The sequence below is a fragment of the Bacillus sp. SH5-2 genome, from assembly GCF_008368905.1.
GTDB classification, from domain to species: Bacteria; Bacillota; Bacilli; order Bacillales; family Bacillaceae_G; genus Bacillus_A; species Bacillus_A luti.
On the sequence record NZ_QOSD01000014.1, the window covers coordinates 1 to 25,651 of the forward strand.

The following is a 25,651-nucleotide window of genomic DNA, read 5'->3' on the forward strand; positions in this document are numbered from 1 at the left end:
TTCTTTGCTTTTTCATTTTCAACATTCTCCGATCCCAATTTCCCTTTTATTATACAAGAAATACCCTATAGAATAGACTTTTTTCAAGTGTCTATTCTATAGGGTACATTTTAAAATTCTATAACTTTTTTATTTAACCTATTTTTTTATTCGTACTAGCTGCCGGTTGAACTTGATTTTTCACTTTTAAAACGCTAATACCATATCCGATAAATCCACCGATAATGGCTGGGAAGATCCAGCCTAATCCTACTTCCTGCATCGGAAGGAATTTAGTAAACACTTGACTTACTACTTCAACGTTAACTCCCGCTGCACTTAATCCATCGAATAAACTAATAATAAATGTTACAGTTAAGCTCACTTGATAAACTTCAGCTCTTCCTTTGAATAATGAATGGAAGAATGTTAAGAAAATCAATACGATTGCAAGTGGATAAATTGCTGTTAATACTGGAACAGAAACTGCGATTAACTGTGTTAATCCTACATTTGCAACAATTGCACTAAATACACATAGTGTGATTGCAATTGCTTTGTAAGGAACATTTGGGAATAACTTATGGAAGAATGAAGAACATGCTGATACAAGTCCCACACTAGTTGTTAAACAAGCTACTGTAATCATTAATCCTAATAATACTCCGCCATATGATCCGAAATAGTAGTTAGAAACTTTCGCTAATACTTCTCCGCCGTTCTCTAAATGTCCAAGCTTTGCAACACTTGAAGCACCCATATAAGAAAGAGCTGTATAGATAATTGCTAAAATAGATGCTGCAATTATTGTCGCTTTTGCACAAACGACCATAATTTGTGTTTTCGTTTTCGCACCTTTTTCTTTAATAGCATTGATGATGATAATCCCGAATACGAATGATGCGAGCGTATCCATCGTTAAGTATCCTTCTTGGAATCCTTTAAAGAATGCATGTGATGTATAAGCTTCCACTGGCGCTTGCATATCTCCAATCGGATGTATAAAAGCAACGATTACTAAAATACCGATGAAAGTCAACTTAATTGGCGTTAAAATTTTTCCAACAATATCGACAATTTTCGCGGGATTTAGCGAAAAAAAACAAGTGATGCTAAAGAATATAATTGTGAAAAGAATTAAAGGTGTAGAACCTACTCCCTCTGGCATAAACGGCTTAAGACCAATTTCATAAGATACATTTCCTGTTCTCGGTATTGCAAATAACGGACCGATCGCTAAGTATAAAACTGTTGTAAACACAATCCCGAACACTGGGTGAGCGCGAGTTGCTAATGACTGTAAATCATCTTTACCTGAAAAACCAAATGCTAGTACACCTAGTAATGGTAGTCCAACACCAGTTACTAAAAATCCAGCGTTAGCAATCCATACATTCTCTCCTGCTGATTGACCAAGCATCGCTGGGAAAATTAAATTTCCTGCTCCAAAAAATAGTGCAAATAACATTAATCCAATAACTACTATGAACGAAAACGGTACTTTATTCGCCATAATATAACCCCCATTCAAATTTCCTTATCTCATTTTCCAATTTTAACTAATTGAATTTTCTGAATATTTAATTTAAGTATCAACTATTCTTGAACTCATTATAGTTTGCTATATAATATTTTGCAATACTATTTTCGAACTTTTCTTTTATTTTATAAATATACATTTTTTAACATGAAAAATAGACTAAAAAACCAACATGGTCATCCATGTTGGTTTTTCCATTTACTATCATGAATTAAAATTTCGCTGCTACTTTTTTAACGTTTTCTAGACCTTCTTCAACAATTTGTTGTGAACGATCTGGATATTGATTGTGCCCTTCAATTACAACTGTCTCTGGATTTGTAATTCCCCAGAATCCAAGTACAGTTGTTACGTAATTAACTGCCATTTCCATAGGAGCCATTTGCTCTGAAGAGTAATCTGAACCACGAGCACCTAACACAACTACTTTTTTACCACCAACTAAACCTTCTGGGCCATTTGCTGTATATTTAAACGTTTTTCCAGCTTGAGATAAGTATGAAATATATGTGATTAATGGTGCTGGTACTGTAAAGTTCCATAATGGGAATGCAAATACAACCTTATCAGCTTCTAAAAACTGATTTAAATATTGATCTACTGTAGCAACTGCCTTCTCTTCTTCAGCTGTTAACTCCATGCCTTGGCTACGTTTATATCCACCTGAAATCGCGATATTTCCGTAATAAGGGAGATCTAATGCAAATAAATCTAATTCCGTAATTTCTGTATTTGGATTTGCTTCTTTATAAGTACTTACAAATGTTTCATACATTTTTGAACTAACTGCTTGCTCCGCTGGACGATCGTTTGCTTTTACAAATAATACTTTTGACATTTTTTTATTCCCCTCTACATTCGTATTTTCTTCTTTTTTACCAAATAATGAGCTAAATAGTCCCATTTTCTTCACCTAATCTTTCTTTTCATATTCATTATTCATCATCATAAAAATTCTTATTCTAAGAAAAAGTTCCAATAGATACCTTAAGTTAAGCTATCAAAACTTTTTGTTATTTAATTACCTTATGTAAGTGATTGTAATATAGTCACTTACTTTAGTCAAGTAACTTTTAATAAAAAACAAAATCTCAATTTAAAAATATTAACTAAAATACAATTGAACACCAAATACATCTTTATTACTTGTATAATAAACTTAGAGAGGAACATTCATATATAGAAAGGATTTATTCATGAGCACTATAGAAAAGATTCAAACTTTTATTATTCTTTTTGCTGTTACATGCGGCATCGTACTCGGACAATTTAATATGATACATACGTATTCAGACAAGTTTATTGTTCCCTTCTTATTTTTCATGCTATATGGATTATTCCTCAGCATCCCATTGAAAGAAATAAAAAATGGGTTCCGCAATTTAAAATTTGCTGGCACAAGCCTTACTATTAACTTTTTATGGACCCCTTTCCTCGCTTGGGGGTTAGGAGCACTATTTCTTTCAGATCATCCCGCACTTTGGGTTGGATTTATTATGTTAATGGTCACTCCATGTACAGATTGGTACTTAATATTTACTGAAATAGCGAAAGGAAATGTAGCAATTTCCACTGCGATTTTGCCTGTAAATTTAATTTTACAAGTATTACTGTTACCCGTTTATTTATTTTTATTTGCAGGTGTAATGAAGACAGTAGCTGTTTCTGTTTTAATAGAAAGTATTATTATCGTAATCGTCTTACCATTTTTACTTGCACACGCTACAAAATTCATAATGTATAAAATGAAAAAGGCTGAAACACTTGAGAATAAACTCATTCCATTTTTCAGCTCTGCTCAAATTGTATTTTTAAGTTTAGCCATTGTAGCGATGTTTGCATCACAAGGTAAATATTTACTACAAAACATGAACGTTGTTTTATTATTACTGATTCCTGTTCTATTATTCTTTATCATTAATTTTGTACTAGGACAATTTATCGGACGCATTATGCGTTTATCTTATAAAGATACAGTAAGCCTAAACTTAACAATATTAGCAAGAAACTCACCTGTCGCACTTGCTATAGCTGTAACAGCTTTTCCGGACGAGCCACTTATCGCACTTGCACTCGTTATTGGACCATTGATTGAGTTGCCAGTACTTGCTTGTGTTTCACAAGTTTTATTGCTTATTAAGAAAAAAAAGCAATACGCATAATAAAAAACGTCCCAAAAATGGGACGTTTTTTATTATGGAGAGATCACATACAATACTTTTTTATCAATACAAGTAAAATAACCGAAACTACAAACATAATAACACCAATTATAATAAATAGATCGACTCTAAAAGTTTTATACGCTATAGAAGATTAACTTTTCGTTACATTAACAAATCCTTTCTAATTAAAAATTATAGGAAAAGTAAATATAACGAAAGCGGCCCAAAGTCCGTAGATTGGCAAATACTTCGTAACGGCATCTTGTATAGCTGTCGGTCCGGATTTGTTTTGTAGAAAACGCATATAAGAGAACATAATCCAAATCAGATTTGCCCAGATAAGTATGTTTACCCCTAAAACAGCAAGTCTATTAGGCGTAATCCCGTAAGAGGAAAGTCTGAACACAATGGCTGACAAAGCCACAGTGTCGATGATAAGTGCAAGGACAATTAAAGCAAAATTTATATAATCTGAAATGTTCTTTTTCTCGTTCGAGTCACTCTCAACAATAGAAAATATGGTAACAGCCAATACACCAAGGAGTATTCCGTTGAAGGCCATTAGAAAATCGCGGTCCAAGAACGGATTTTTCCCAACCGATATAACCGTTATAAGATAGATCAACAATGTAATCAAGACGAGAGGACTAAAAATTTTAGATATGTATGGTGTAATATTTTTAGCAAACTTAAGATTCATTAATACTAAGTATGCAGCCACAATAGCGAGGGCGGCAGCACCAAATAAAACAACATTACTAAAATAGAAGTCTCCTATATCCAAGTCAACAAAGCTAAATAACCGCATAGTCAATACTGCTAGTATCATTCCACTCACTGCCATGCTGGCGTAGAGAAGACAATATTCTAAATTAAATTTAATATAAGCTAATCTTGTACTACCTTTTGAATACTCATTTCCTGTAAACGCAAGCCCTAATATGACCCATAACAATATAGGGAGATGCAAATAAACAAGGATAATGCTGTCTTTATAATTTAATGGCAACATATTAAGATACACCCCAGAAATTAGGAAGAACGCTGCAAGGAAATAAATAATACTTTTTTTCGGAGTATTATTGTAAATAAAGTACGCAACAATAAAGGGAATTACACCAAAAGCTAGGTTAATTGGAGCAATTACTCCCTGTTCGACAAAGTGGAAAATGATTCTGGTACTTACTCCCGCCAGAATAGCTAACATACCCATGAATAAGAAACCTTTTTGAAACAAAGATGTTTTTTCTGTATTTGCCTTCTCCTTGAAATGCAACCTTTCATACCAAGCAGCTAGAACCTGAGAATCAGGATTTTGTTCCCATGCGTGTGAAAATGACTTTTTAAAAGCTTTCGGATCTTTTCTATACATTCTCTCCAATTCATGAGGGTTATCAATATTTTCAACAACCAAATTGTTAATATCCATAGTTATACCTCCTCTAATTAAAAAACAAAGTTGCTACCTTTTTCATAAAAGCACCTCACTCATTTATTATGATTTTAATACAATTTTTATCGTTTTACAATAAATAATTATCAATTAGAAAGAAATTTTTATTGTATATTTTATTTTTAGCAAAAATAAAAATCATTCCTTATTCAAAGAAATACCCTATAAAATAGACTTTTTTAAGCATCTATTCTATAGGGTACAATTTAATTATCATATTTTTTATTTGTTGAAACTACTTAATTCTCAAACACAAAATTAATCTTATTATCTTTCCACTCTAATTTTGCATCAAACGTTTTCTCGCCTTTTTTAAAGCCTTTAATTAAATCAGTCTTCTCACCTTTTAAGAGCTTCGTCATATTCTTTTGCGAGATTGTTTTACTTAAGATTTTCTTTGAAATGGTAAAATCACATTGCGTCGTATTGTAGTTTGAACAGCCGTAAAACGTTGACTTATCAATCACATCGCCATCACATTTTTTACAGCTACCAACCTTTTTCCCTGTTGTAAATTTCGATCCTTTTCGTTCAATCGATTCAACATGCAATCCAGTAAAGTCCCATTTCTCTGACATTTCCACTGCATCTTCAATAATTTTAGCTGATAGCTTTTTCGTTTGTTCCATAAATGTAGCTGGTGAAGCCGTGCCTTCACCAATTTCTGCAAGGCGCTGCTCCCATTTCGCTGTCATTTCTGGTGAAGCTAGTATTTTGTCACCGATTGCGGTAATTAATACTTTCCCTTTATCGGTCGCATACACTTGGTTCTTCTTCACATCTATATATTTACGGTCTTTTAGCATCGTAATAATACCTGCACGAGTCGCTTCCGTACCTAAACCTTCTGTTTTCTTTAATACTTTCTCCAACTCTTCATTCTCTAAATACTTACCTGCCGTTTTCATTAACGTAATTAGTTGTCCTTCTGTATAACGCTTCGGTGGTTGTGTTTTTCCTTCTTTCACTTTCACCTTTACAACTTTTCCTTCTTCACCTTCAGCTACAATCGGAAGAATGGTTTCGTCATCTTTATCGTCTTGGAAAATAACTTTACGCCATCCTTCTTGAATTTGCTGTTTTCCTTTTGAAATGAATTCAGCACGCTCATCTACAAGCGTTACAATCGTTGTATAGTCAAAGATTGCAACTTCATAGTGAGCTGCAATAAGCCTTCTTACGATCATATCGTAAATTTTCTTTTCATCACCTGATAATCTACTTGGGTTTGTAACTTGCTCTGTCGGAATAATGGCGTAGTGATCTGTTACTTTCTTTTCATTCACATAACGCTTATTATTCATAATCGATTCAACTGGAGCTGGTAATAAATTTTTATATTCATCAAACTGACTTAACTTCTGTAAAATATCCGGGAACGTCGCTGCCTCTCCTTGTGTAACATAGTTTGAATCTGAACGAGGATAAGAGACAATTCCTTTTTGATATAGTGCTTGCGTTATATCAAGCGTCTTTTTCGGTGAAAACTTAAAGGCTTTATTTGCCGTTGCTTGCAGTGATGATAAATTAAATAAAAGCGGCGGCTGAAATTCTTTACGCTCCGTTTTCATTTCCTTCACTACTGCCGGTTTACCTTGGCAAAATGACGCAATTTTATTCGCCATATCAGGGTCTTGTAAGCGGGATTCACTATCCTTCTCCCATTTCCCCTCATACTTCTTTCCTTCTATATTAAAGGTTGCGAACACTTCCCAGAACGGCTCTGACTTAAAGTTTTCTATTTCCTTTTCACGCTTTACGATTAACGCGAGTGTCGGTGTTTGTACACGACCAGCTGAAAATACATCATTCATTCCTTTTTTCTTTAACAAAATACTAAAGACACGTGATGCATTCATACCAACGACCCAATCCGCACATGACCTTGTATATGCCTCATAGTACGTATTGATTGTATCTGATTCATCAAGCAAGTTTTTAAATCCTTGATAAATAGCTTGCTTCGTTAAAGATGAAATCCAAAGACGCTTCATCGGCTTTTGTACGTTACAAAGATTAATAATATTTCGTACGATTAATTCCCCTTCACGCCCAGCATCGCCCGCATGAATAATTTCTGTTACCTGAGGATTATGTAACAGCTGTTTCACAACGTTAAACTGTTTATACTTCGACTTTGTTACTTCAAATTGAAATCGCTCTGGAATCATCGGTAACGTATTAAGTGACCATTTTTTCCACTCTGCGTGATAATGCTCTGGATTACATAACTGCGTCAAATGACCAATTGCCCATGTACAGTACGCTCCATTTGGAAATAACTCATTCGCTTCTACTTCTAAATATCCATCTTTCCGGCGATATTTAAACTGTGAAACAAGAGCCAAACCTTGATCTGGTTTCTCGGCAATAATTAATTTCATTTTATAACTCCCTATCTGTATTCCAGTGTTACTTTCATTGTCTATCTGTTTAGAGACGATGATAAAACAACAATCTTATTTATCATTCGCGGGTTACTCCCAGTAATGGGATAACTATAATATTATACGCTTATTCTTTATTGCTTCACAATAGAAACTCATCATATAACAATTTCTTTCACATGCTCACAAATAAAAAAAGACGCTCAAAAAAATCAAGCGCCTACTTGCTTACATTTATGAAATTGTGCAGATAATATGCAGATATAAATAAGCATAAGTACTCTCCATATGAACATATGATGAAGTGAACGATAGGACAGGGAGGTATCATGATGTTTGCTTATACATTAACTGCCTTAACACTTTGTTGTATCTCGATTCTTATTACATCATATATTTCTAAACGTAACGGTACCCTAATGGAGTATATGGTATTTATTATGTCTTTTAGTATGAGTACGGGTTTAAGTATCGGGTTTTATTTAGGTATTCTTTTTAAAGGTGAATTACTATATTCTACTTTGCTTGCGATTTTGATTAGTAGTTGTATCGGTTTTTTAGTCGGTCTACGGTTTCACCTATTTACTGCTTTAGAAGGCATGTTCTCTGGATTAATGGCAAGTATGATGGGAGCTATGATTACAGAAATGTTAAACGCTCAACAAGCACATAGTATACTGTTTATTAGCCTTTTACTTACTATAACAATAACTATGTCATGTATGATTCAGTTTTTATCAGAAAATTTTTCTGCTGTTATTCAGCGACGTTTTCCATTATTACTCTCAATTGGTGTAGTAATTATCCTGACTATATTTGTAACGTTCCCAGAGCATATCCCGCCAACCTCTTCCACAGAAGAACAACATAAACATTAGCAAATATAATCGATTCCCTCTACTATTTCATCATAGTAGAGGGAATCGATTTCATTATTTTATTTCTTAACAGATGAAAATAAAAAACACTTTGAATCGTTAGGCCAAAACTTCTAAATCTATGAACTTCTCTTTGCTTGAGAAGATATACAATTCCATGTTGAAATAATAAATTTTCAATTAACCAATATATATTTTTGGATCTATAGCATTGCTCTTCTGTGCATTCCATTCACCTTTATGGATTTCAAAATGTAAGTGCTGTCCTTCAGATTGTCCTGTATTCCCCATTATGCCAAGTTGTTGTCCTTGCTTCACTTTTTGACCAGCAGTAACAGAACGACTCTTTAAATGAGCATATACAGTCGTATAGGTTTGTCCGTTAATATTGTGAGAAATAAACACAACATTACCATAGCTTGTAGAATAATAAGAGCGAGTGACTACACCTTCTGCGGCGGCAACAACCGGCACTATTCCTGAAGCAGCAATATCTAATCCGTGATGCATTTGCCCACCACGTTTCTCAAATCTAGAAGTATATCTTCCTACAGCTGGTTGAATAAAGTCATTTGTTTTATTTACCTCTTGGGATTGTCGCTGCTCCTCTGCATCAGTCTCACTTGTTTTTGATAGAAATTTACTTGATACATAACCGTTTTTACCGTTGTAATTAATTTTCCCCCAGCCATTTTGTTCAAATAGAACCTGTACTTTTATTCCTTTTGATAATCCACCGATTACACCATGATTTGTACCTGCGCCGCTCCTTACATTTAATAAGCTTACGTTAACATAGTAGTCGCCAACTTTTGCTCCAGCAGATGGATTACTAATTTCAGGTATTGATGGTGTACCTCCTTTAACGAAATTTACATATTCACTACTTACATAACCAGTTCTTCCATTATGCTTAATTTTCAACCAGCCATTTTCAACGCCAGTTACTTGTAATGTTTGTCCGTTTAATACACCACCAATTACACTATGGTAAGTAGCAGGGCCGGTACGCACACGTAAAGAAGTAGCGTTTACAATGTATGTACCGTCAGTTTGAACCGTAACATTCTTTTGTTGTTCATTTGTTTGGTCTACATTTGCATTAGAGCCACTCTTTGAAATGTAATCTTTACTAATATAAGCAGTTTGTCCACTATAGTTAATTTTGACCCAATCTTGCACTTCACCAGTTACTTGAACAACTTGTCCTTTATGTATAGAGCCTAAAATCGTATGGGAAGTACTTGGACCTGTACGCACGCGGAGGGAGGATACATTAACCTTGTAATTGCCACTCGCTACTTGAACTTTTCCATTGTTATTGTCGCTTCCATTTGAACTACCGTCTATTACAAATTGACTGCTTACATAACCTACTTTTCCATTATGATTAATTTTCAGCCAACCATTTTCTTCTCCAATAACTTGTAAAGCTTTCCCTTCATACACGCGCCCCATTATTGCACTAGACGTATTTGGCTGTGTGCGAACACGTAATACATTAGCAGTTACAGTTTTACTACTACTCATGCTTACATTTGTCTTCGCTGATACAATATTTTCCGAAACGAATTCACTACTTACATAGCCAGTTTTTCCATTATGATTAATTTTCAGCCAACTGTTTTCTTCTCCAATAACTTGTAAAACTTCTCCTTCATACACGCGTCCCATTATTGCACTAGACGTATTGGGTTGTGTGCGAACACGTAGAGCATTTGTATTTACTGTTACTTGATTTTCATATTTTACTACATCAGTAGGTTGCTCATGCTTCGTGTCTTTTGGTATAATAATATTTTTCGCTTGAGCAGTACTAATAAATACACTTCCTGTAACAGAAGCTACTGCTACACTAGCTAAAATCTTTTTCATAATTATAAAACACCTTCCTATAAACACATTCAAGTATCATTATGTTTTTATATTAACTTCCATTTCTTTTCGTTCTAACTATTTAGCAAAAGTATCCTTTTATTATCCATATTGAATTTTTATTTATTTTCCACCATCTATCTCTAGTAATAAAGAAAAGTTAAATTCATCACACTCTGAAAACCCTCTCATTCTTCCGATTTAACACTACATATCGTAGTTTAAATTTCGAAAAAAATATCGCCAAATAATCACCTATAATTAATACTACAAAAACAAAAAATCATAATTTAATCCTTCTTCATTTAACTTATACTTTTGCTTAAATATTCCCTTTCTCCTTTCACACTACGAATTGTAGTACAAAATAAAAGAAAGGTCAAATATAAGTATTCAGCCTTTTAGAACTACAATATAATACATTAAATTCAGCCACTTCTAATCAAAAAACATTCTCACCTTGTAAACTCTTTCTATAGGATAACCCCCTCATATTATCTAAACTTTTATAAAAATAATATTCCCAATTCACAACATGACATATAAAAGCAGCCACCTATTACGATAACTGCTTTACATCATTAATAAACTACATAATTTTCACATTATTCTGGTTTATTAGGAATATTAGGGTTTGGAACATAATCAGATTTATAATCTGTATATTTCACTTCCGTTACCATCCCTGCTGAAGCATGATGTAGGTCGTGACAGTGGAACATCCACTCACCCGGATTGTCTGCTACAAAGGCGACTTCATATTCTTCACCTGGTTTTAAGTTCAAAGTATCTTTTACAATTGGAGAACCTTCTATCGGTTTTCCATCTTTACTCAACACCTGAAAGAAGTGACCATGTAAATGCATCGGATGATCATCCATTTTAGAGCGATTTACTAATTTCACTTTTACTAAGTCACCTTTTTTCACTGGAATTGGATCAATATCCGGAAATACTTTTCCGTTAATTGTATATACCATTTCATTTCCATTCATTTGCGTATTCAAGTCCATATTATATGAAGTAGTATACTGCTGCTCTAGTGTGAAACTACCTAATTTTTTCTCACCATATTTCGTCATATCTAATTTTGGTAGTTTTTCTTTTTCATTTGCTATGTCTTTCATCTCTTTACTACCTTCATATTCAATAATGGTTTTCATTCCTTTTGCACCTTTATCTGCCGAATGGTCTTCCACATACCATTTCCCAGAATTATTAGCAGTAAACTCGACATCATAACGTTCACCCGGTGCAATTGAAATTATTGTATCCTTTATAACTTTGGGATCATTTATTGGTTGACCATCTGTTGCAATTACTTTTATATCATGACCGTGAACATGTATATCATGTGATAAATAACCAGCATTAACGAGTCGCAGACGAACTTTATCTCCCTTATTCACTTTCAATGGCGCTACTAAATCACCACTTTTTCCATTGATTGTGAATAAATCATACATACTCATATCATGGCCTTCCATCTTCATATTTCCATGGTCCATTCCTGCCATATTGCTAGAGTCTTTTTTATCACTGCCCATGTCCATACCAGAATGATCCATGCCTTCCATATCATCATTATTTTTCGCATTAGCATTTCCCTTAGATTTATTACCGCCTGCTTTCTCTTTTGTCATGTCTTTTAACTGCTTATTAATTTCTTCTTTATCTGTAACCCATTCATCTAACATTAATGTGTAATCTTTATCATACTTTTCATTTGTATCTTCTACAACGAGAGCACCATATAATCCTCTATCTAATTGGTTTACAGAATCTTGATGCGAGTGATACCAGTACGTTCCTGGTACGTTCGCTTCAAATTCATAGGTGAAACTTTTTCCAGGTTCAACCGCATCTTGCGTCACACCTGGAATTCCATCCATGTTATTTGGAACAGGATACCCATGCCAATGAACAGATACCGGTGCAGATAGTTCATTTTTTAATGTCACTTTCACCTTTTCACCTTTTTTCACCCGAATTTCCGGACCAGGAGATGAACCATTAAATGTCCAGACCGGAACAATAACACCGTTACTTAATTTTTGCTTTTCTTCTTTCGCTATTAAAGTAACTTCTGATCCTTTTTCAACTTTCAATGGTTTTGTAGCTGTTTCAGTCTGTGATGTTTTTTTATCATTCATTTTTTTATGATCATTTGTTGTATTTGTGGCCAAAGAACATGCAGCAATTAAAGATATTACAGAGACTGTAACAGCTGTTAATACAAATCGCTTCATGGAAAATCCCTCCTTTTTTCTTTTTCAAAATCATTATAGAAGATGATTTTCAAGAAAATAAGGAGTTGCAATTAGACCTTACGTAACCTAATTGGAAAATTACTAAAAGCGGAGGCATTCCAAGAGGCGAATATTTTAAGTATACAAAACGCTTTCCTTGTGACGAATGTATTAGCTAGCCGTTCTCTTATTTGTTATGACGTTATTTCTTAAGAAACAATCACACTGCTATTATTAAATAAGAAAAAGCAACTAAAATGCTCTTCACAAAAAAACATAGGATTGTGTATAATAAGAACTAATGTTCCTTTTAATAATTCACTAAAGCTGAATTACAACTTATATATCAAAAAAAGAGGATTGATATACTATGAAAATTGATAGACCAAAAATTTCACCAGAGTTATCTTCAAAGAATTTTCAAGATATTTTTTATGAAGAAGACCCAACGTTAGAAATGTGTGAAATTATCGATTCCACTTTCGAAAATGAATCGGTGGATAGAGTGCGATTATATGATGCAGTGATAAAAAACTGTAAGTTTACTAATACAGACTTTAGCAATATTGATATTACAGATGTTTGTTTTGAAAACTGCGATTTATCAAATGTTAATTTAAGCAATTCTTCTGTTCACAGAGTCGAATTTAAAAACAGTAAACTAATCGGGGTTAATTTTACAGAATCTAGCTTAGGAAATGTTAAATTTGAGAATTCCATTTTGAACTTAGCTGCATTTGGAAATTCTAAACTAGAAAAAATCATCTTCAATGAAACTTCATTAAATAATGCAGATTTTTTTGACTGTAAACTAAAAAAAGTTGAATTCCAATTTTGTAGCCTTGACGAAGCTAATTTTGATCAGACATCACTGAAGGGGATAGATATTAGTTCTTCTAATTTTGATACACTGACAGTTTCAGTGAACGATTTAAGAGGATGTAAGGTATCTACATATCAAGCTGTTCAGTTTGCAACCTTATTGGGGTTAATAATTAAAGATTAGTATTTCGAAGGTAAACAGAACTTTATCCCGAATCATGGATTTTTAATCACCCACGATTCGAGGTAAAGTTCAAATCAATTAGTGGTGACTTTTTTTCTTATTATTTAACTACAGCTTGATTTCCTTTTACATTTTCATTATTCTTACTCATAAACTCTTCAATCTCTTCAACTTCTCTAATGATATCTTTTGACAAGTTTTCATGTCCGTCTTTCGTTACAAGAATATCATCTTCAATACGAATGCCGATCGATTCTTCTTCGATATAAAGACCAGGTTCAATTGTTATAACCATACCTTCTTCTAACACTCTATCTTTATATGTTCCTACATCATGCGTATCTAAACCAAGGAAATGACTTACTCCATGATAATAGTATTTTGATAACTCTTCGTCTGCTTGAATTAAACCAATTGCTTTACACTCTTCTGCTAACACCTTTTTTGTATGTTCATTTAATGCGGCAAACTTTACCCCTGGCTTAATGAGTTCCGTCGTTTCTTTTAATGCTTTTAATACAATATTATACATTTGTTTTTGACGACTAGAGAATGTTCCATTTGCCGGGAATGTATAACTAATATCAGCGTTATAGTAGTCTTTTTGAGCGCCTAAATCTAGCAGTACTAAATCACCATTTTGAATTTGTGCATCATTATCTTCATAATGAAGGACTGTAGCATTTTTACCACTCGCCAAAATTGTATGAAACGCATGGTGTTTAATACCTGATGATTTCAGCGTAAAATCAAAATGAGCTTCTAATTCATATTCCATCATGTCTGCTTTTGCATGCTTAAGTACGTTGTAAATTCCCTCTTTCGTTACAGCAATCGCTTCTTTAATAATTTCAATTTCTTCTTCTGTTTTAAACACTCGTAATTCACAAATATTCGGATATACATTACCAATTGTTACGTGTGGGTATTGTTCTCTTACATGCTTAGCAAACGCTAACGTTTTTGTCTCTGTGCCATTCCACTCACGACGCTCTAAATCTAAATATATGTGCTTCACATTTTCTGTAAAAAGTATATTTGACATCGTCTTTTCAAAGCTATCTAAATATATAACTTTCTTTATACCTGAAATTTTCTCTGCTTCTTCACTAGAAACGGTTTTACCAACCCATTTTTCCATTACTGGATCTGACTTTTCAATGAAAAGTGTTTCTTCAACACTATTTCCAAACTTCTTCAACATGAAAATAACATTCGGCTCATCGATTCCTGTTACATAGTAAAAATTTCGATTCGGCACAAACTTATAATGTCCATCAGCTGACATGTGAGGTGCTTGTCCAGCAAATAAAATAGTAATAGACTCGTCTGGTAATGTTTTCGTTAGTCGTTCTCTATTTTGAGCAAAAAATGTTGATTTCATAATAATCCCCCTAGCATTCTATGTATGATTAAAAAACTAATTATCTAATCAATTCATTTTATTATTGTTATAATTTTTCGTCAATTAATTGTGTTTATATAGAAAATATGACTTTCATTACTCATCACTCCATAATTTCTTGACATTTATTCCATATACTTAAAATCTCATATATAAGAAAGGAGCCACAACTTTGAAACATTATGTAGCAACAGGTTTAGCAATTACTTCCTTATTCATAATTACTGGATGTTCTAGCAACACCGAAACAGCACCCGTGAAGAAAGAAACGGTGCAATCTCAGCCCCAAAATATAGAACCAGCAAATACGAATCCGCAAGACTTCTATAAAGAAATTACATCTGGAAAAATCGAGCACATTCACGGAATTGGCTATGCAGGAAATATACCTGGTGTTTCTATCGCCACTCATAGCGGGATAAAAGTTTATCAAAATGGAAAATGGCTTGAAACTAAGACTGGATTACATGATTATATGGGATTTCAGGCGACAAAGAACGGGTTCTTTGCCAGCGGTCATCCTGAACCAGGAGCAAATTTAAAAAATCCTTTAGGATTAATGAAAAGTTCTGATGGTGGTAATACTCTCGAAAAGCTAGCTTTTTATGGAGAATCTGATTTTCACAACCTTGCTGTCGGATATAATACGGAAGCCATTTATTTATACAATGAACGTCCAAATTCTAAATTACAACAAGGCTTTTACTTCAGTACGAACAATGGACAAGAATGGAAAACTAGTAAGTTGAAAGGTCTTTCAAGTACAATTCATTCCTTTTCAGTACATCCGGATCAATCTAGTGTAGTCGCGGTAAGTGCTAAAGACGGTGTTTATTTATCTACAGATTACGGAAATACATTTGAACTATTCTCTAAATCACTTGAATCGACCGCAATTACATTAAGTAATGAAGATGTTATTTACGCCCCTATCAATAAGCAAATCGTAACGAAGAAATCAATTGCTACAAATGAAGAAACAAACTTACAAATTCCACCTTTAGATTCTAAAGATGCAATTATGTATATTTCACAAAACCCTCAACATTCAGCTGAGATAGTTTTTGCTACAATGAAAGCAAATGTATTCCTCTCTACAGATGAGGGTAATACGTGGAAGCTGATTGCTAAAGAGGGAACATTCCAATTTAATTAAAAGGGTGAATACAACGTGTTTTCAACAATTAGTGAATGGAGCTATCAACTCATGTCTCCTTTAATGGATGCCGCGAATGCTACGAAATCTGTACCTCTTTTATTTGCGTTTTTATTAGGCATAGTAGGTACCCTTGCTCCTTGCCAATTAACAGGAAACATTAGTGCTATTACGCTTTATGGTAATCAATCTTTACAAAAAAGACATGCATGGAAACATATATTATTATTCATTTTAGGAAAAATAATAGCTTTTACGACACTTGGGCTATTCGTATGGTTGTTAGGAAAAGAGATTCAGCAAATATTAACTTTGTATTTCCCATGGTTACGAAAAATGATTGGACCTTTATTAATTTTAATGGGGTTAATGTTGGCAGGTATTATAAAAGGCAAAAAATTTTTCTCAATCAAATTGATAAAAAAACAAAATGAAGTTGGCTCATTTTTACTTGGATTCTTCTTTTCCTTAGCTTTTTGTCCGACTATGTTCGTTCTATTTTTTGGAACGTTAATCCCTCTATCTTTCTCATATAATTATGGTTACTTGTTTCCGACATTCTTTTCGATAGGAACCGCTCTCCCTATCGTTATATTAATGTTCATCATCTCCTACCTTGGATTAAATGGGGCACTGCTTAAAAAGAGCCGAAAAATAGGAAAAAGTATTCAACGTATAGCCGGTGTCCTACTCATTTTAATTGGGCTTTATGACGCTGCTCTTTATTGGTAATACATACAAAAAGATAAGTTCAATTCATTTGAGCTTACCTTTTTGTAAATTATATTTAACTCTTTTGCACACCCTTTTGCTTCATCTCCCACTTTTTATACAATAATACTGCACCAAATAAGAATACCCCCGCGATAAATGAGCCTACTGGTAACATTTTTATCATTTCATCAGGAAATACGAGTGGCAATAATGGAAATGCATACGCTGCTGGAATACGTACTCCAACGATTTTTAATAAAATAAGCATTAATATCATATTTAATAAAGTAACTACAATCCATGAATCAATTGCAAAATACAATAAAGTTCCAACAGTTGCCGATATAGTTAATACGAGTATTTGTTTAAAAGCCATTTTTTCATTGTACATCGGTTTTTGAAGTGATTCATACACAACAACTAATATTGGTGGAATAACTGCTAATTGTTCATAACCAGTTATCCAACATAAACTGATCCACACGAAATTTAGTATGAGAAATACAATCATATATTTATACTGTATATTCACTTTTCGCTCAAGACCGTGGTTCAATTTAAATATAAGAACACCTATCATTAAAATAAATGTTAAAGCGAAAACAGCGATAACAAATGACCATTCCGTCACATTTGTTACTAAAGGTAATAAACCTGTCGCAATAGATGGAGCTAAATTAGATTGAATTATACGCAAAAACAACATCATTAATACGAGTGTTAAACTTACTTTTCCTAAATAGGCTATATCCATTTGATTCACCATAAAACCAATTAAAGCTGTTATTGACGGTGCAATAAAAATTTTATCAGGTTGTCTTAGCCACCCTGGCTCACGATATGCCCATAAAGCAACTGCCATCGCAGCGATTTCTGGCAAGATAACTTCCGGATCATTTAATAATACCCCTACTATTACCATTGCTAATATAAATATAAATGCAATACAATACGAAATAATTGTTTCTTTCTTTGAAATGACTGTGTCCATTTTCTATACTCCTTCTATTTATGACTCTTACTTTCTAAAGTAAGATAACTTCAATCCACACTTTTTATACCCTACTATGGTATTGTATATTAACGGTTTTTATATTTCAAGTATTAGTTGCTTCCTCCTCTCATTTTTACCATTTGAAAAGCTTTTTTATATACATTGACACTTTCTAAAAGATGGGTTACAATAACTATACATTAGTAAGTTACTAATGTAATTAAATTAAACTAGAGGTGAAAACAAATGCAAAACATTTTATTCCGTATTAACGAATTAGCAAAAAAAGAAAGAACATCTGGATTAACAGTTGATGAGAAACAAGAACAACAAATGTTGCGTCAAAATTATACACAAACATTTCGTGGAAGCTTAGATTCCATTTTATTAAACACAAAAATTGTTGATCCAAATGGTATTAATGTTACGCCATTTGCATTACAAGATGCTCAAGATCGTTTGAAATTTAGTAAATGATTTCCGAGCTAAATCATTTCAATAAAACATAAAAAAAGCTGGATTTCCTATATAGAAATTCCAGCTCTTTTTATGTTTTTTTCTAATTTAGCAAACGAGCGATACATCGCAATTCTCCACGATACAATCATCGCAAATGCGAGTAAGAAAAACATTCCGCTTAACTGTGCTAAATCAACCGATTGACTTAAATATGATTTCATTGCTACTCGCACTGCTAATAACCCAACTAAAATAAATATAAATGCTTTTGACGGTTTCATATATATGTGTTCATTTCTTATTTCAAACTTTGTTGTTTTAATAAGAAATATAGAGAAAATAAGTCCTACAGTAATTGCTTCTACTATTTCTAATGATGTTAACCGAAACTCTGGTAAGAAATACATCATAGCACCAGTACTCATAAAAAATGGTGGTAATATAATTTTCTTTTTCGTTACCGGTTTTTTCGCTGCTTTAAAACGTAGAAACATTACTCCAACAGCCATACAAACTGCTACGATACTTGATAAAAGTGCTATATTCATATTCTCCACTCCTACCTATTTAAAAGACTTTTTAAGCAAAATCATAAACCAAACGAGCCCGATACTTATAATAACATGAGCCAATCCAGCCATATGGCTTAAACCGTTAAAGTCAGTTCCATTTACTTGTAGAAGACCTCTCCATACCATTGTAGCAATAGTAAAAATTAATCCTACATTATAAACAACGAACCATGCCCGAAAACTCTTTGTTTCTTGTACATGAAACACTTTACATAAAGCTAAAGCAATTAAAAAGAATACGAAACCAAGCACTAATACATGTGTATGCACTAATTGCAACATAGTAGATCCTTTAATTCCTTGTGCCTTCGTATACTCTCTTGCAAATACTCCTGATAATAAACCAATTATTAAGTACATGAATGCTGCATTATATAATTTCTTCATTGTATTCCTCCTGCTGTAAACTTTCCATATTCGCTGCAATCATTTTACGCAAAGTTTATGAACGGAATATGAACAAAATATTACATTCTATTTTTGAAAATAAAAAATCCATTCCACAACTATTAATTGTGGAATGGATTTTTACTTATTTTAAATCTTCAATTGAGAAAGCGCCTGGCAGTAACTGTTCAACAGTCACTTCTTTTTCATCACCTTTTACATTCGTTAGTAATACAGGCATTTTCGGATCACAGAACTCAGCAATTACTTGTCGACAAGCACCACATGGTGAAATCGGTCCATCCGTTTCTCCTGTAATGACTAAGTAACTAAAATCGCGCTCACCTTCTGATACTGCTTTAAAGATTGCTGTTCTTTCTGCACAGTTACATAAACCGTAAGAAGCATTTTCTATATTACAACCAGTATAGATTTTACCTTCGTTCGTAACTAATGCTGCACCAACAGGAAATTTAGAATACGGAATATACGCTTTTGATAACATCTTATTTGCTTCTTCAATATATTTTTTCTTATCCATATTATTTCCTCCTCAAAATAAATATAATGATGTTTAGTCAGTAATAACTGTATGAACTAATTTAGGAGCAACTGCTGTTTCAGCAATAGAAATATTCTCATAAATTTTAGCTTTTACATCTTCTACGTTTTCGCGATTTGCATAAATCGTTACGAATGGCTCGCCTTCTTTTACTGCATCGCCAACTTTTTTACGTAACATTAGTCCTACTGCTAAATCGATTTCATCTTCTTTTGTCGCACGGCCAGCACCTAATAACATAGCTGCGATACCGATTTCATCTGCAACAATGTTTGAAATAACACCTGAAGTTTTTGCAGGTACATCAATGACATACTTCGCTTGTGGCATTTTTTCTGGATTGTCTACAATTGAGCTATCTCCGCCTTGATTGCTTAAGAACTCTTTAAACTTCTCAGTTGCTTTTCCGTTTTTCATAACTTCAATTAACATTTCACGCGCTTCTTCTAACGTATTTGCTTTTTTCGCAAGTACGACCATTTGACTTCCTAATACGAGTACTAATTCTGTTAAATCTTCTGGACCTTCGCCTTTTAACGTATCAATCGCTTCTTTCACTTCTAGAGCATTACCAATCGCAAATCCAAGAGGTTGTGACATGTCTGAAATAACAGCCATCGTTTGACGTCCTATATTATTTCCGATACGTACCATTGCATGTGCTAATTCTTTTGCATCTTCTTCTGTTTTCATGAATGCGCCAGCACCTGTTTTCACATCAAGTACGATTGCATCAGCACCAGCTGCAATTTTTTTACTCATAATTGAGCTTGCAATTAGAGGAATAGAGTTTACCGTTCCTGTTACATCGCGTAATGCATAGATTTTCTTATCTGCAGGTGTTAAGTTTCCTGTTTGTCCGATAACAGCCACTTTATCACGGTTTACAATATCAATGAATTGCTCTTTCGTAATTTCAACGTGGAACCCTTCTACTGCTTCTAATTTATCAATTGTTCCGCCTGTATGTCCTAAACCACGACCAGACATTTTTGCTACTGGTACATCTACAGCAGCCACTAATGGTCCTAACACTAATGTTGTTGTGTCACCAACACCGCCAGTTGAATGTTTATCTACTTTAATTCCTTCAATTGCTGATAAATCAATTGTTTCTCCCGATTCAACCATTGCCATCGTTAAATCTGCGCGCTCACGATCTGTCATATCTTTAAAGAAGATTGCCATTGCAAGTGCACTCACTTGATAATCAGGAATACTTCCGTCTGTATATCCATTAATAAAGAATTTAATTTCTTCAGTCGTTAATTCTTTACCGTCACGTTTTTTCGCAATAATATCTACCATTCTCATTACAATCACCATTCCTTTTCATATTATATGAATCTATTAAAATAATAAGCCTACGATTGTTGCTGATAAGAAACTTACTAATGTTGCACCGAAAAGTAATTTCAAGCCAAATCTTGCGACTACATTCCCTTGCTTTTCATTTAAGCTCTTAACTGCTCCTGCAATAATTCCAATTGAAGAGAAGTTTGCAAATGAAACTAAGAATACAGATATAATCGCTGTCGTTCTATCTGAGAAATTAAAGTTTCCTTGTGCTAAATCTGTCATAGCGACAAATTCATTTGATACTAATTTTGTTGCCATAATATTTCCGGCATTAACAGCTTCATGCCAAGGTACACCCATAACAAATGCAAATGGTGCAAATACATACCCAAGAATTTCTTGGAATGAAATACCGATTACACCTTTAAATACTGCATTAATGAATGCGATAAGAGCAACGAAACCGACTAACATAGCAGCTACTGTAATCGCAACTTTAAATCCATCGATAATGTATTCCCCTAATACTTCAAAGAAAGTCTTTTTCTCTTCTTCTTGTACTTCTAACATATCTTCTTCTTCAGTAACTTCATACGGATTAATAATAGAAGCGATAATAAAACCACCAAATAAGTTAAGTACTAAAGCGGTTACAACATATTGCGGTTTTAATAACACCATGTATGATCCAACGATAGACATAGATACTGTAGACATTGCAGATGCACATAACGTATACATTCTTTTCTCTGGCAATAATCCTAGTTGTTTCTTAACTGAAATAAACACTTCAGATTGTCCTAAAATCGCAGAAGCAACAGCGTTATACGATTCTAGTTTCCCCATTCCATTTACTTTACTTAATGCTAGACCGATAGATTTCACAATAATAGGTAACACTTTAATGTGTTGCAAAATACCGATTAAAGCTGATATAAATACGATTGGCATTAATACACTTAAAAAGAATGAAAACTCTTTTTGATTTACTAATCCACCAAATACGAAATTTACACCATCAGCGGCATATTTTAATAATTCTCCAAAACCATCTGCTATACCGCTAATTAATATATTCCCTACACTTGTATTTAATAATAAAAATCCCAAAATGAATTGTAATATAACCATCGTTATGATTGGGCGATATTTGACTTTCTTTCTATCATTACTAGCAAGCCAAGCGATACCTAAAATCAATACGAGGCCGAAAATACCTATTAAATATTTCATAAGCCGTCTTCTCCCTTTCGTATCCGCTTACATTCTTTTCAATTGTTAAAGCAATAGATACACTTTACTTTGTGTATCTATTGCTGTTGACTTCATTAATGATTAGTAGTTATCTGTAGCACCTTTTGCATCATTTAATACGATTGCAACACTAGCACTTGCTCCAACGCGAGAAGCTCCAGCAGCTACCATTTTGTCTGCATCTTCACGTGTACGAACGCCACCAGATGCTTTTACACCAACGTTTGGTCCTACTGTTTTACGCATTAATGCGATATCTTCAGCAGTTGCTCCGCCAGTTGAGAATCCAGTTGAAGTTTTTACGAAATCAGCACCAGCTTTTACTGATAATTCACAAGCGCGTACTTTCTCTTCATCTGTTAATAGGCAAGTTTCAATGATTACTTTTACAAGAGCTTTTCCTTTTGCTGCTTGTACTACTTCATAAATGTCTTTTTCAACAAGTTCATTGTCGCCATCTTTTAAAGCGCCTACGTTGATTACCATATCAACTTCAGTTGCACCTTTTGCGATAGCATCTTTTGTTTCAAATGCTTTTGTTTCAGTAGTGCTTGCTCCTAATGGGAAACCGATTACAGTACAAACGTCTACATCATGTCCAGCTAACTCTTCAGCCGCTAATTTTACCCATGTTGGGTTAATACAAACAGAAGCGAATTTATATTCCTTTGCTTCTTCGATTACTTTCATAACATCTTCTTTTGTAGTATTAGCTTTTAAAATTGTATGGTCAATTAATTTTGCAATATTCATTGTCTTCACTCCTCATATCTTTTAACAACTTCATTCTAACTCTTAGTTGAACAAATGTAAATACACTTTTGAAATTTTGTTCATTCTTTTCCGAAAAGGAATTTGTTGAGATAAATTGAAAATAATGTAAACTTGTAATTAAAAGGATGTGTACCTCTTGTTAAAATCAAAATTCTTTATATTCACATTGCTAGTATGCACCTTACTATCCATATTTATTTTTCAAAAAAGGAATGTTATTTTCCAAGAAGGTAACCCCATTCCTTTTGCTTTAGCTATGTCTAAAATGGTTATTCAAAATAAAGAGATGGTAGAAGTAAGTTCGATAGATGATGAGTCGCCATACTTAGTAAAACGTGGGAAAATGGATCCTTTTATCGAAATGATGGAGCAAGATGGATGGAGTTTTGTGGACAGAAATATTATGACTAACTCCATAACCTTTGAAAAGGGAGATCAAATGAAGAGCGTTTCTTACAAATACTTTACAAGATACTACACCTTGATTTACTTATAGTAAAATAAAAGGCTTTCTCAAAATTAGCATCTTGAGAAAGCCTTTTATTTCTAACCTTTTTGATAATGTAACAATTCTTTTGCTGTATGCTGATCGATAATTAATACATTTGCATACCCGCCACGTAACGCACCATCAATTGCTTTTATTTTTCTATTACCACCTGCAACTAAAATAGAGCGTTTCTTTAATTTCAGTTCCTCTAACTCAATTCCAATGGTCCGCTGATTAATCTCTTCACTACTAATATTTCCGTCTCCATCAAAGAAACGTGAACAAATGTCACCGACCGATTGTTTTTTGAGTAAACTCGTTTCATCCTTATCGAAATAACCTAATCGGAATAATAGCGCTTCGTCTCGTACTGTTCCTACAGTGAAAATTGCAATATTCGCTTGTTTCCCCATTTCGATAATGTGATGAATATGTCGATCCTGCTCTACTAATTCTTTTGTCACTGCATTATCAAATATAACTGGAAGAGGTAGATTTCTTGGCGTCGTTTGAAAAGCATCTGCAAATAAAGCTATCGTCTCATTCGCATATGTATTTACACTCGAATGACTAATACCACCTTTTAGCTGGACAACTTCTACACCTTTTACATGTTGCGGTACGATTTTTCTAGCGATTTCATACATCGTCATTCCCCAACTTACACCAACGATATCACCGTTTTTAACCGTCTTTTCCATATACTCAGCTGCATATTTACTTATATACTCTGTAATCGTTGCATATTCTGGCACTGGAGAAAATACGACATGTGCCTCTAACAAGTTGTACTTTTCTTTCAGTAAATTCCCAACGTTATCTAAATCAGCAAATGGATCGGCTATACTAATTTGAACAAATCCTTTTTCTTTCGCGTACTTTAATAATCTAGAAATCGTCGGTCTTGAAATATTTAATTTGTTAGCAATTTCTTGCTGACTATAATCTGATTGATAATATAATCTTGCAACTTCGACACTTAATTGTTGTTTATCTTTATCCATAGTAACTCATTACAAATCCCTTCCTGTATTTCCCTTTCGTTACAAGCATTATACAGCTTTATGCAAGAAATTTCGACTACCGAATTTTATCCACCTGAACTTCTATTACACTTATTATATACAATGAAACCTTATTATGTAGATTTACAAACTCAATATAGATACGCTTGAAACATATAAATCGATTTATATGTAATTCATTCTTTATTGCTTTTTCTGCAGTAACGATAACAAAGCCGTCCAATAAGAAACATGAACCATCGTCTAAAAAGCTATTCAAATACCCCTCATAAACAGAAAATACATTTTATGTTTATGAGGGGGGGATTCAATTTAAGTCTATAAAAATTGGATGAAAGCAATGTAAGTTCTCACTTATTTAGAATAAGAGAAAAGATGATGTTTTATTTGTTCAATAAAATAATGATGGTGGATATTATCGTTAGATACTCGACTTGCCATAATAGCCCCCTCCATTGAAGATGCAAGAAAAGAAGCGAGCGATATAATCTCTATATCTTCCTTAAGTTCTTGTTTCTCTATTCCTTCTTTTATGAGAGAAGCCATTAACATTACTGTATTATCATAACCTTTTGCTGCAGCTTTTTGTAATTCTGGAAATACTCCCGTACTTTCAATTGCGCTATTAAGCAACGGACAGCCTCCAGCAATAGGTGGATTGTTAGCTGCATCTTGATATACAAGGAAAATTGCAAGGATTTTATCGATTGCTTTCTTTTTATTTTCCATTGCTTTATGAAAATGCCTCCACATAATCTCACCACTTTTGTCGTAGGCAGCAAGAACAATTTCTTCTTTATTTTTGAATCTACGATAAATAGATCCTTTAGGTAGTTCAGTAGCTGTCATTATATCCTGAATGGATGTGCGAGTTATCCCATTAGTATTAAATAAATATAAAGATGTTTCAATAATTTTTTCTTTTACCTTATCCACTTTAGTCATGCTTTGTAATCCTCCTAATAAAAACGAGCTTAATATTTTAGGTAATGGTTACCATCTATTTTCTTGAATTTTTTTGTAAGTAT

General features: G+C 33.5%; 23 protein-coding genes. 7 read left to right on the forward strand and 16 right to left on the reverse strand.

The features are described 5' to 3' along the window. Positions 1-133: 133 nt before the first annotated feature. Positions 134-1,492: a branched-chain amino acid transport system II carrier protein gene (brnQ, locus tag DN410_RS11260; RefSeq protein ID WP_149176564.1), complete on the reverse strand. Its 1,359-nt coding sequence runs from the start codon at positions 1,490-1,492 to the stop codon at positions 134-136. A gap of 238 nt (positions 1,493-1,730) precedes the next feature. Continuing rightward, a complete protein-coding gene (locus DN410_RS11265) occupies positions 1,731-2,423 on the reverse strand; it encodes an FMN-dependent NADH-azoreductase (RefSeq protein WP_000522528.1) in 693 nt (230 codons plus the stop codon). A 292-nt stretch (positions 2,424-2,715) separates the two neighbouring features. Here DN410_RS11265 and DN410_RS11270 point away from each other — a divergent pair, with 292 nt between their 5' ends. Then, the gene (locus DN410_RS11270; RefSeq protein ID WP_149176565.1) at positions 2,716-3,681 is read left to right on the forward strand and encodes an arsenic resistance protein; all 966 of its coding nucleotides are present in this window, start codon (positions 2,716-2,718) and stop codon (positions 3,679-3,681) included. A gap of 184 nt (positions 3,682-3,865) precedes the next feature. Here DN410_RS11270 and DN410_RS11275 read toward each other — a convergent pair whose 3' ends face one another. Together DN410_RS11275 and topB are read right to left on the reverse strand one after the other, a co-directional pair. Next, positions 3,866-5,113 carry a DUF4153 domain-containing protein gene (locus tag DN410_RS11275; protein WP_149176566.1) on the reverse strand — a complete coding sequence of 416 codons (1,248 nt, stop codon included), beginning with the start codon at positions 5,111-5,113 and terminating at the stop codon, positions 3,866-3,868. A 263-nt stretch (positions 5,114-5,376) separates the two neighbouring features. Beyond that, on the reverse strand, positions 5,377-7,521 hold the full coding sequence (topB, locus tag DN410_RS11280) for a DNA topoisomerase III (RefSeq protein ID WP_149176567.1): 2,145 nt from the start codon (positions 7,519-7,521) through the stop codon (positions 5,377-5,379). A gap of 335 nt (positions 7,522-7,856) precedes the next feature. On the opposite strand from topB, the gene DN410_RS11285 reads away from it, so the two are divergent. Continuing rightward, positions 7,857-8,402 (forward strand): hypothetical protein, encoded by a 546-nt coding sequence (locus tag DN410_RS11285; protein ID WP_046959121.1) that lies wholly within the window; start codon positions 7,857-7,859, stop codon positions 8,400-8,402. A 180-nt stretch (positions 8,403-8,582) separates the two neighbouring features. On the opposite strand, the gene DN410_RS11290 is transcribed toward DN410_RS11285, so the two are convergent. Together DN410_RS11290 and DN410_RS11295 are read right to left on the reverse strand one after the other, a co-directional pair. After that, positions 8,583-10,277, reverse strand: a complete 1,695-nt coding sequence (locus DN410_RS11290; protein WP_149176568.1) for an SH3 domain-containing protein — start codon at positions 10,275-10,277, stop codon at positions 8,583-8,585. Between the two features lie 605 nt (positions 10,278-10,882). After that, positions 10,883-12,526, reverse strand: coding sequence for a multicopper oxidase family protein (locus DN410_RS11295; protein ID WP_149176569.1), 1,644 nt, complete (start codon positions 12,524-12,526; stop codon positions 10,883-10,885). 370 nt (positions 12,527-12,896) lie between these two features. Here DN410_RS11295 and DN410_RS11300 point away from each other — a divergent pair, with 370 nt between their 5' ends. Next, complete coding sequence (locus tag DN410_RS11300) at positions 12,897-13,532, forward strand: pentapeptide repeat-containing protein (RefSeq protein ID WP_149176570.1); 636 nt, start codon at positions 12,897-12,899, stop codon at positions 13,530-13,532. Between the two features lie 100 nt (positions 13,533-13,632). Here DN410_RS11300 and DN410_RS11305 read toward each other — a convergent pair whose 3' ends face one another. Further along, on the reverse strand, positions 13,633-14,916 hold the full coding sequence (locus DN410_RS11305; RefSeq protein ID WP_149176571.1) for an aminopeptidase P family protein: 1,284 nt from the start codon (positions 14,914-14,916) through the stop codon (positions 13,633-13,635). A 193-nt stretch (positions 14,917-15,109) separates the two neighbouring features. Here DN410_RS11305 and DN410_RS11310 point away from each other — a divergent pair, with 193 nt between their 5' ends. Together DN410_RS11310 and DN410_RS11315 are read left to right on the forward strand one after the other, a co-directional pair. Continuing rightward, complete coding sequence (locus DN410_RS11310) at positions 15,110-16,093, forward strand: F510_1955 family glycosylhydrolase (RefSeq protein ID WP_149176572.1); 984 nt, start codon at positions 15,110-15,112, stop codon at positions 16,091-16,093. Between the two features lie 15 nt (positions 16,094-16,108). Further along, the gene (locus tag DN410_RS11315) at positions 16,109-16,825 is read left to right on the forward strand and encodes an urease accessory protein UreH domain-containing protein (RefSeq protein ID WP_255446728.1); all 717 of its coding nucleotides are present in this window, start codon (positions 16,109-16,111) and stop codon (positions 16,823-16,825) included. Between the two features lie 55 nt (positions 16,826-16,880). Here DN410_RS11315 and DN410_RS11320 read toward each other — a convergent pair whose 3' ends face one another. Then, complete coding sequence (locus tag DN410_RS11320) at positions 16,881-17,798, reverse strand: hypothetical protein (RefSeq protein ID WP_149176573.1); 918 nt, start codon at positions 17,796-17,798, stop codon at positions 16,881-16,883. A 249-nt stretch (positions 17,799-18,047) separates the two neighbouring features. Between DN410_RS11320 and DN410_RS11325 the strand changes: the two genes are divergently transcribed. Continuing rightward, positions 18,048-18,278, forward strand: a complete 231-nt coding sequence (locus DN410_RS11325) for a DUF896 domain-containing protein (protein ID WP_149176574.1) — start codon at positions 18,048-18,050, stop codon at positions 18,276-18,278. 47 nt (positions 18,279-18,325) lie between these two features. On the opposite strand, the gene DN410_RS11330 is transcribed toward DN410_RS11325, so the two are convergent. The 6 genes from DN410_RS11330 to deoC all read right to left on the reverse strand — a co-directional run bounded on the left by DN410_RS11330 (position 18,326) and on the right by deoC (position 23,087). Beyond that, positions 18,326-18,808, reverse strand: coding sequence for a CcdC family protein (locus tag DN410_RS11330; protein WP_149176575.1), 483 nt, complete (start codon positions 18,806-18,808; stop codon positions 18,326-18,328). 15 nt (positions 18,809-18,823) lie between these two features. Further along, complete coding sequence (locus tag DN410_RS11335) at positions 18,824-19,219, reverse strand: DUF2871 domain-containing protein (RefSeq protein ID WP_149176576.1); 396 nt, start codon at positions 19,217-19,219, stop codon at positions 18,824-18,826. A gap of 145 nt (positions 19,220-19,364) precedes the next feature. Then, complete coding sequence (locus DN410_RS11340) at positions 19,365-19,760, reverse strand: cytidine deaminase (protein WP_149176577.1); 396 nt, start codon at positions 19,758-19,760, stop codon at positions 19,365-19,367. Positions 19,761-19,793: 33 nt separating this feature from the next. Further along, positions 19,794-21,095 (reverse strand): pyrimidine-nucleoside phosphorylase, encoded by a 1,302-nt coding sequence (locus DN410_RS11345; protein WP_149176578.1) that lies wholly within the window; start codon positions 21,093-21,095, stop codon positions 19,794-19,796. Between the two features lie 36 nt (positions 21,096-21,131). Beyond that, positions 21,132-22,313, reverse strand: coding sequence for a NupC/NupG family nucleoside CNT transporter (locus DN410_RS11350; RefSeq protein ID WP_149176579.1), 1,182 nt, complete (start codon positions 22,311-22,313; stop codon positions 21,132-21,134). A 102-nt stretch (positions 22,314-22,415) separates the two neighbouring features. Beyond that, the gene (deoC, locus tag DN410_RS11355; protein ID WP_001017445.1) at positions 22,416-23,087 is read right to left on the reverse strand and encodes a deoxyribose-phosphate aldolase; all 672 of its coding nucleotides are present in this window, start codon (positions 23,085-23,087) and stop codon (positions 22,416-22,418) included. A 157-nt stretch (positions 23,088-23,244) separates the two neighbouring features. Between deoC and DN410_RS11360 the strand changes: the two genes are divergently transcribed. Then, complete coding sequence (locus DN410_RS11360; protein WP_149176580.1) at positions 23,245-23,604, forward strand: hypothetical protein; 360 nt, start codon at positions 23,245-23,247, stop codon at positions 23,602-23,604. Between the two features lie 50 nt (positions 23,605-23,654). Here DN410_RS11360 and DN410_RS11365 read toward each other — a convergent pair whose 3' ends face one another. Beyond that, on the reverse strand, positions 23,655-24,602 hold the full coding sequence (locus DN410_RS11365) for a sugar-binding transcriptional regulator (protein ID WP_000356567.1): 948 nt from the start codon (positions 24,600-24,602) through the stop codon (positions 23,655-23,657). Between the two features lie 375 nt (positions 24,603-24,977). Beyond that, the gene (locus DN410_RS11375) at positions 24,978-25,568 is read right to left on the reverse strand and encodes a TetR/AcrR family transcriptional regulator (protein WP_149176582.1); all 591 of its coding nucleotides are present in this window, start codon (positions 25,566-25,568) and stop codon (positions 24,978-24,980) included. Positions 25,569-25,651: the final 83 nt, after the last annotated feature.

What these genes read in the sequence shown, in the direction of transcription:
- DN410_RS11375 (WP_149176582.1), bottom strand. Translation starts at nt 25,568, where the DNA reads ATGACTAAAGTGGATAAGGTAAAAGAAAAAATTATTGAAACATCTTTA.
- DN410_RS11290 (WP_149176568.1), bottom strand. Translation starts at nt 10,277, where the DNA reads ATGAAAAAGATTTTAGCTAGTGTAGCAGTAGCTTCTGTTACAGGAAGT.
- DN410_RS11300 (WP_149176570.1), top strand. Translation starts at nt 12,897, where the DNA reads ATGAAAATTGATAGACCAAAAATTTCACCAGAGTTATCTTCAAAGAAT.
- deoC (WP_001017445.1), bottom strand. Translation starts at nt 23,087, where the DNA reads ATGAATATTGCAAAATTAATTGACCATACAATTTTAAAAGCTAATACT.
- DN410_RS11330 (WP_149176575.1), bottom strand. Translation starts at nt 18,808, where the DNA reads ATGAATATAGCACTTTTATCAAGTATCGTAGCAGTTTGTATGGCTGTT.
- DN410_RS11265 (WP_000522528.1), bottom strand. Translation starts at nt 2,423, where the DNA reads ATGGGACTATTTAGCTCATTATTTGGTAAAAAAGAAGAAAATACGAAT.
- DN410_RS11295 (WP_149176569.1), bottom strand. Translation starts at nt 12,526, where the DNA reads ATGAAGCGATTTGTATTAACAGCTGTTACAGTCTCTGTAATATCTTTA.
- DN410_RS11320 (WP_149176573.1), bottom strand. Translation starts at nt 17,798, where the DNA reads ATGGACACAGTCATTTCAAAGAAAGAAACAATTATTTCGTATTGTATT.
- DN410_RS11340 (WP_149176577.1), bottom strand. Translation starts at nt 19,760, where the DNA reads ATGGATAAGAAAAAATATATTGAAGAAGCAAATAAGATGTTATCAAAA.
- DN410_RS11365 (WP_000356567.1), bottom strand. Translation starts at nt 24,602, where the DNA reads ATGGATAAAGATAAACAACAATTAAGTGTCGAAGTTGCAAGATTATAT.
- brnQ (WP_149176564.1), bottom strand. Translation starts at nt 1,492, where the DNA reads ATGGCGAATAAAGTACCGTTTTCGTTCATAGTAGTTATTGGATTAATG.
- DN410_RS11325 (WP_149176574.1), top strand. Translation starts at nt 18,048, where the DNA reads ATGCAAAACATTTTATTCCGTATTAACGAATTAGCAAAAAAAGAAAGA.
- DN410_RS11285 (WP_046959121.1), top strand. Translation starts at nt 7,857, where the DNA reads ATGTTTGCTTATACATTAACTGCCTTAACACTTTGTTGTATCTCGATT.
- topB (WP_149176567.1), bottom strand. Translation starts at nt 7,521, where the DNA reads ATGAAATTAATTATTGCCGAGAAACCAGATCAAGGTTTGGCTCTTGTT.
- DN410_RS11335 (WP_149176576.1), bottom strand. Translation starts at nt 19,219, where the DNA reads ATGAAGAAATTATATAATGCAGCATTCATGTACTTAATAATTGGTTTA.
- DN410_RS11350 (WP_149176579.1), bottom strand. Translation starts at nt 22,313, where the DNA reads ATGAAATATTTAATAGGTATTTTCGGCCTCGTATTGATTTTAGGTATC.
- DN410_RS11345 (WP_149176578.1), bottom strand. Translation starts at nt 21,095, where the DNA reads ATGAGAATGGTAGATATTATTGCGAAAAAACGTGACGGTAAAGAATTA.
- DN410_RS11270 (WP_149176565.1), top strand. Translation starts at nt 2,716, where the DNA reads ATGAGCACTATAGAAAAGATTCAAACTTTTATTATTCTTTTTGCTGTT.
- DN410_RS11275 (WP_149176566.1), bottom strand. Translation starts at nt 5,113, where the DNA reads ATGGATATTAACAATTTGGTTGTTGAAAATATTGATAACCCTCATGAA.
- DN410_RS11305 (WP_149176571.1), bottom strand. Translation starts at nt 14,916, where the DNA reads ATGAAATCAACATTTTTTGCTCAAAATAGAGAACGACTAACGAAAACA.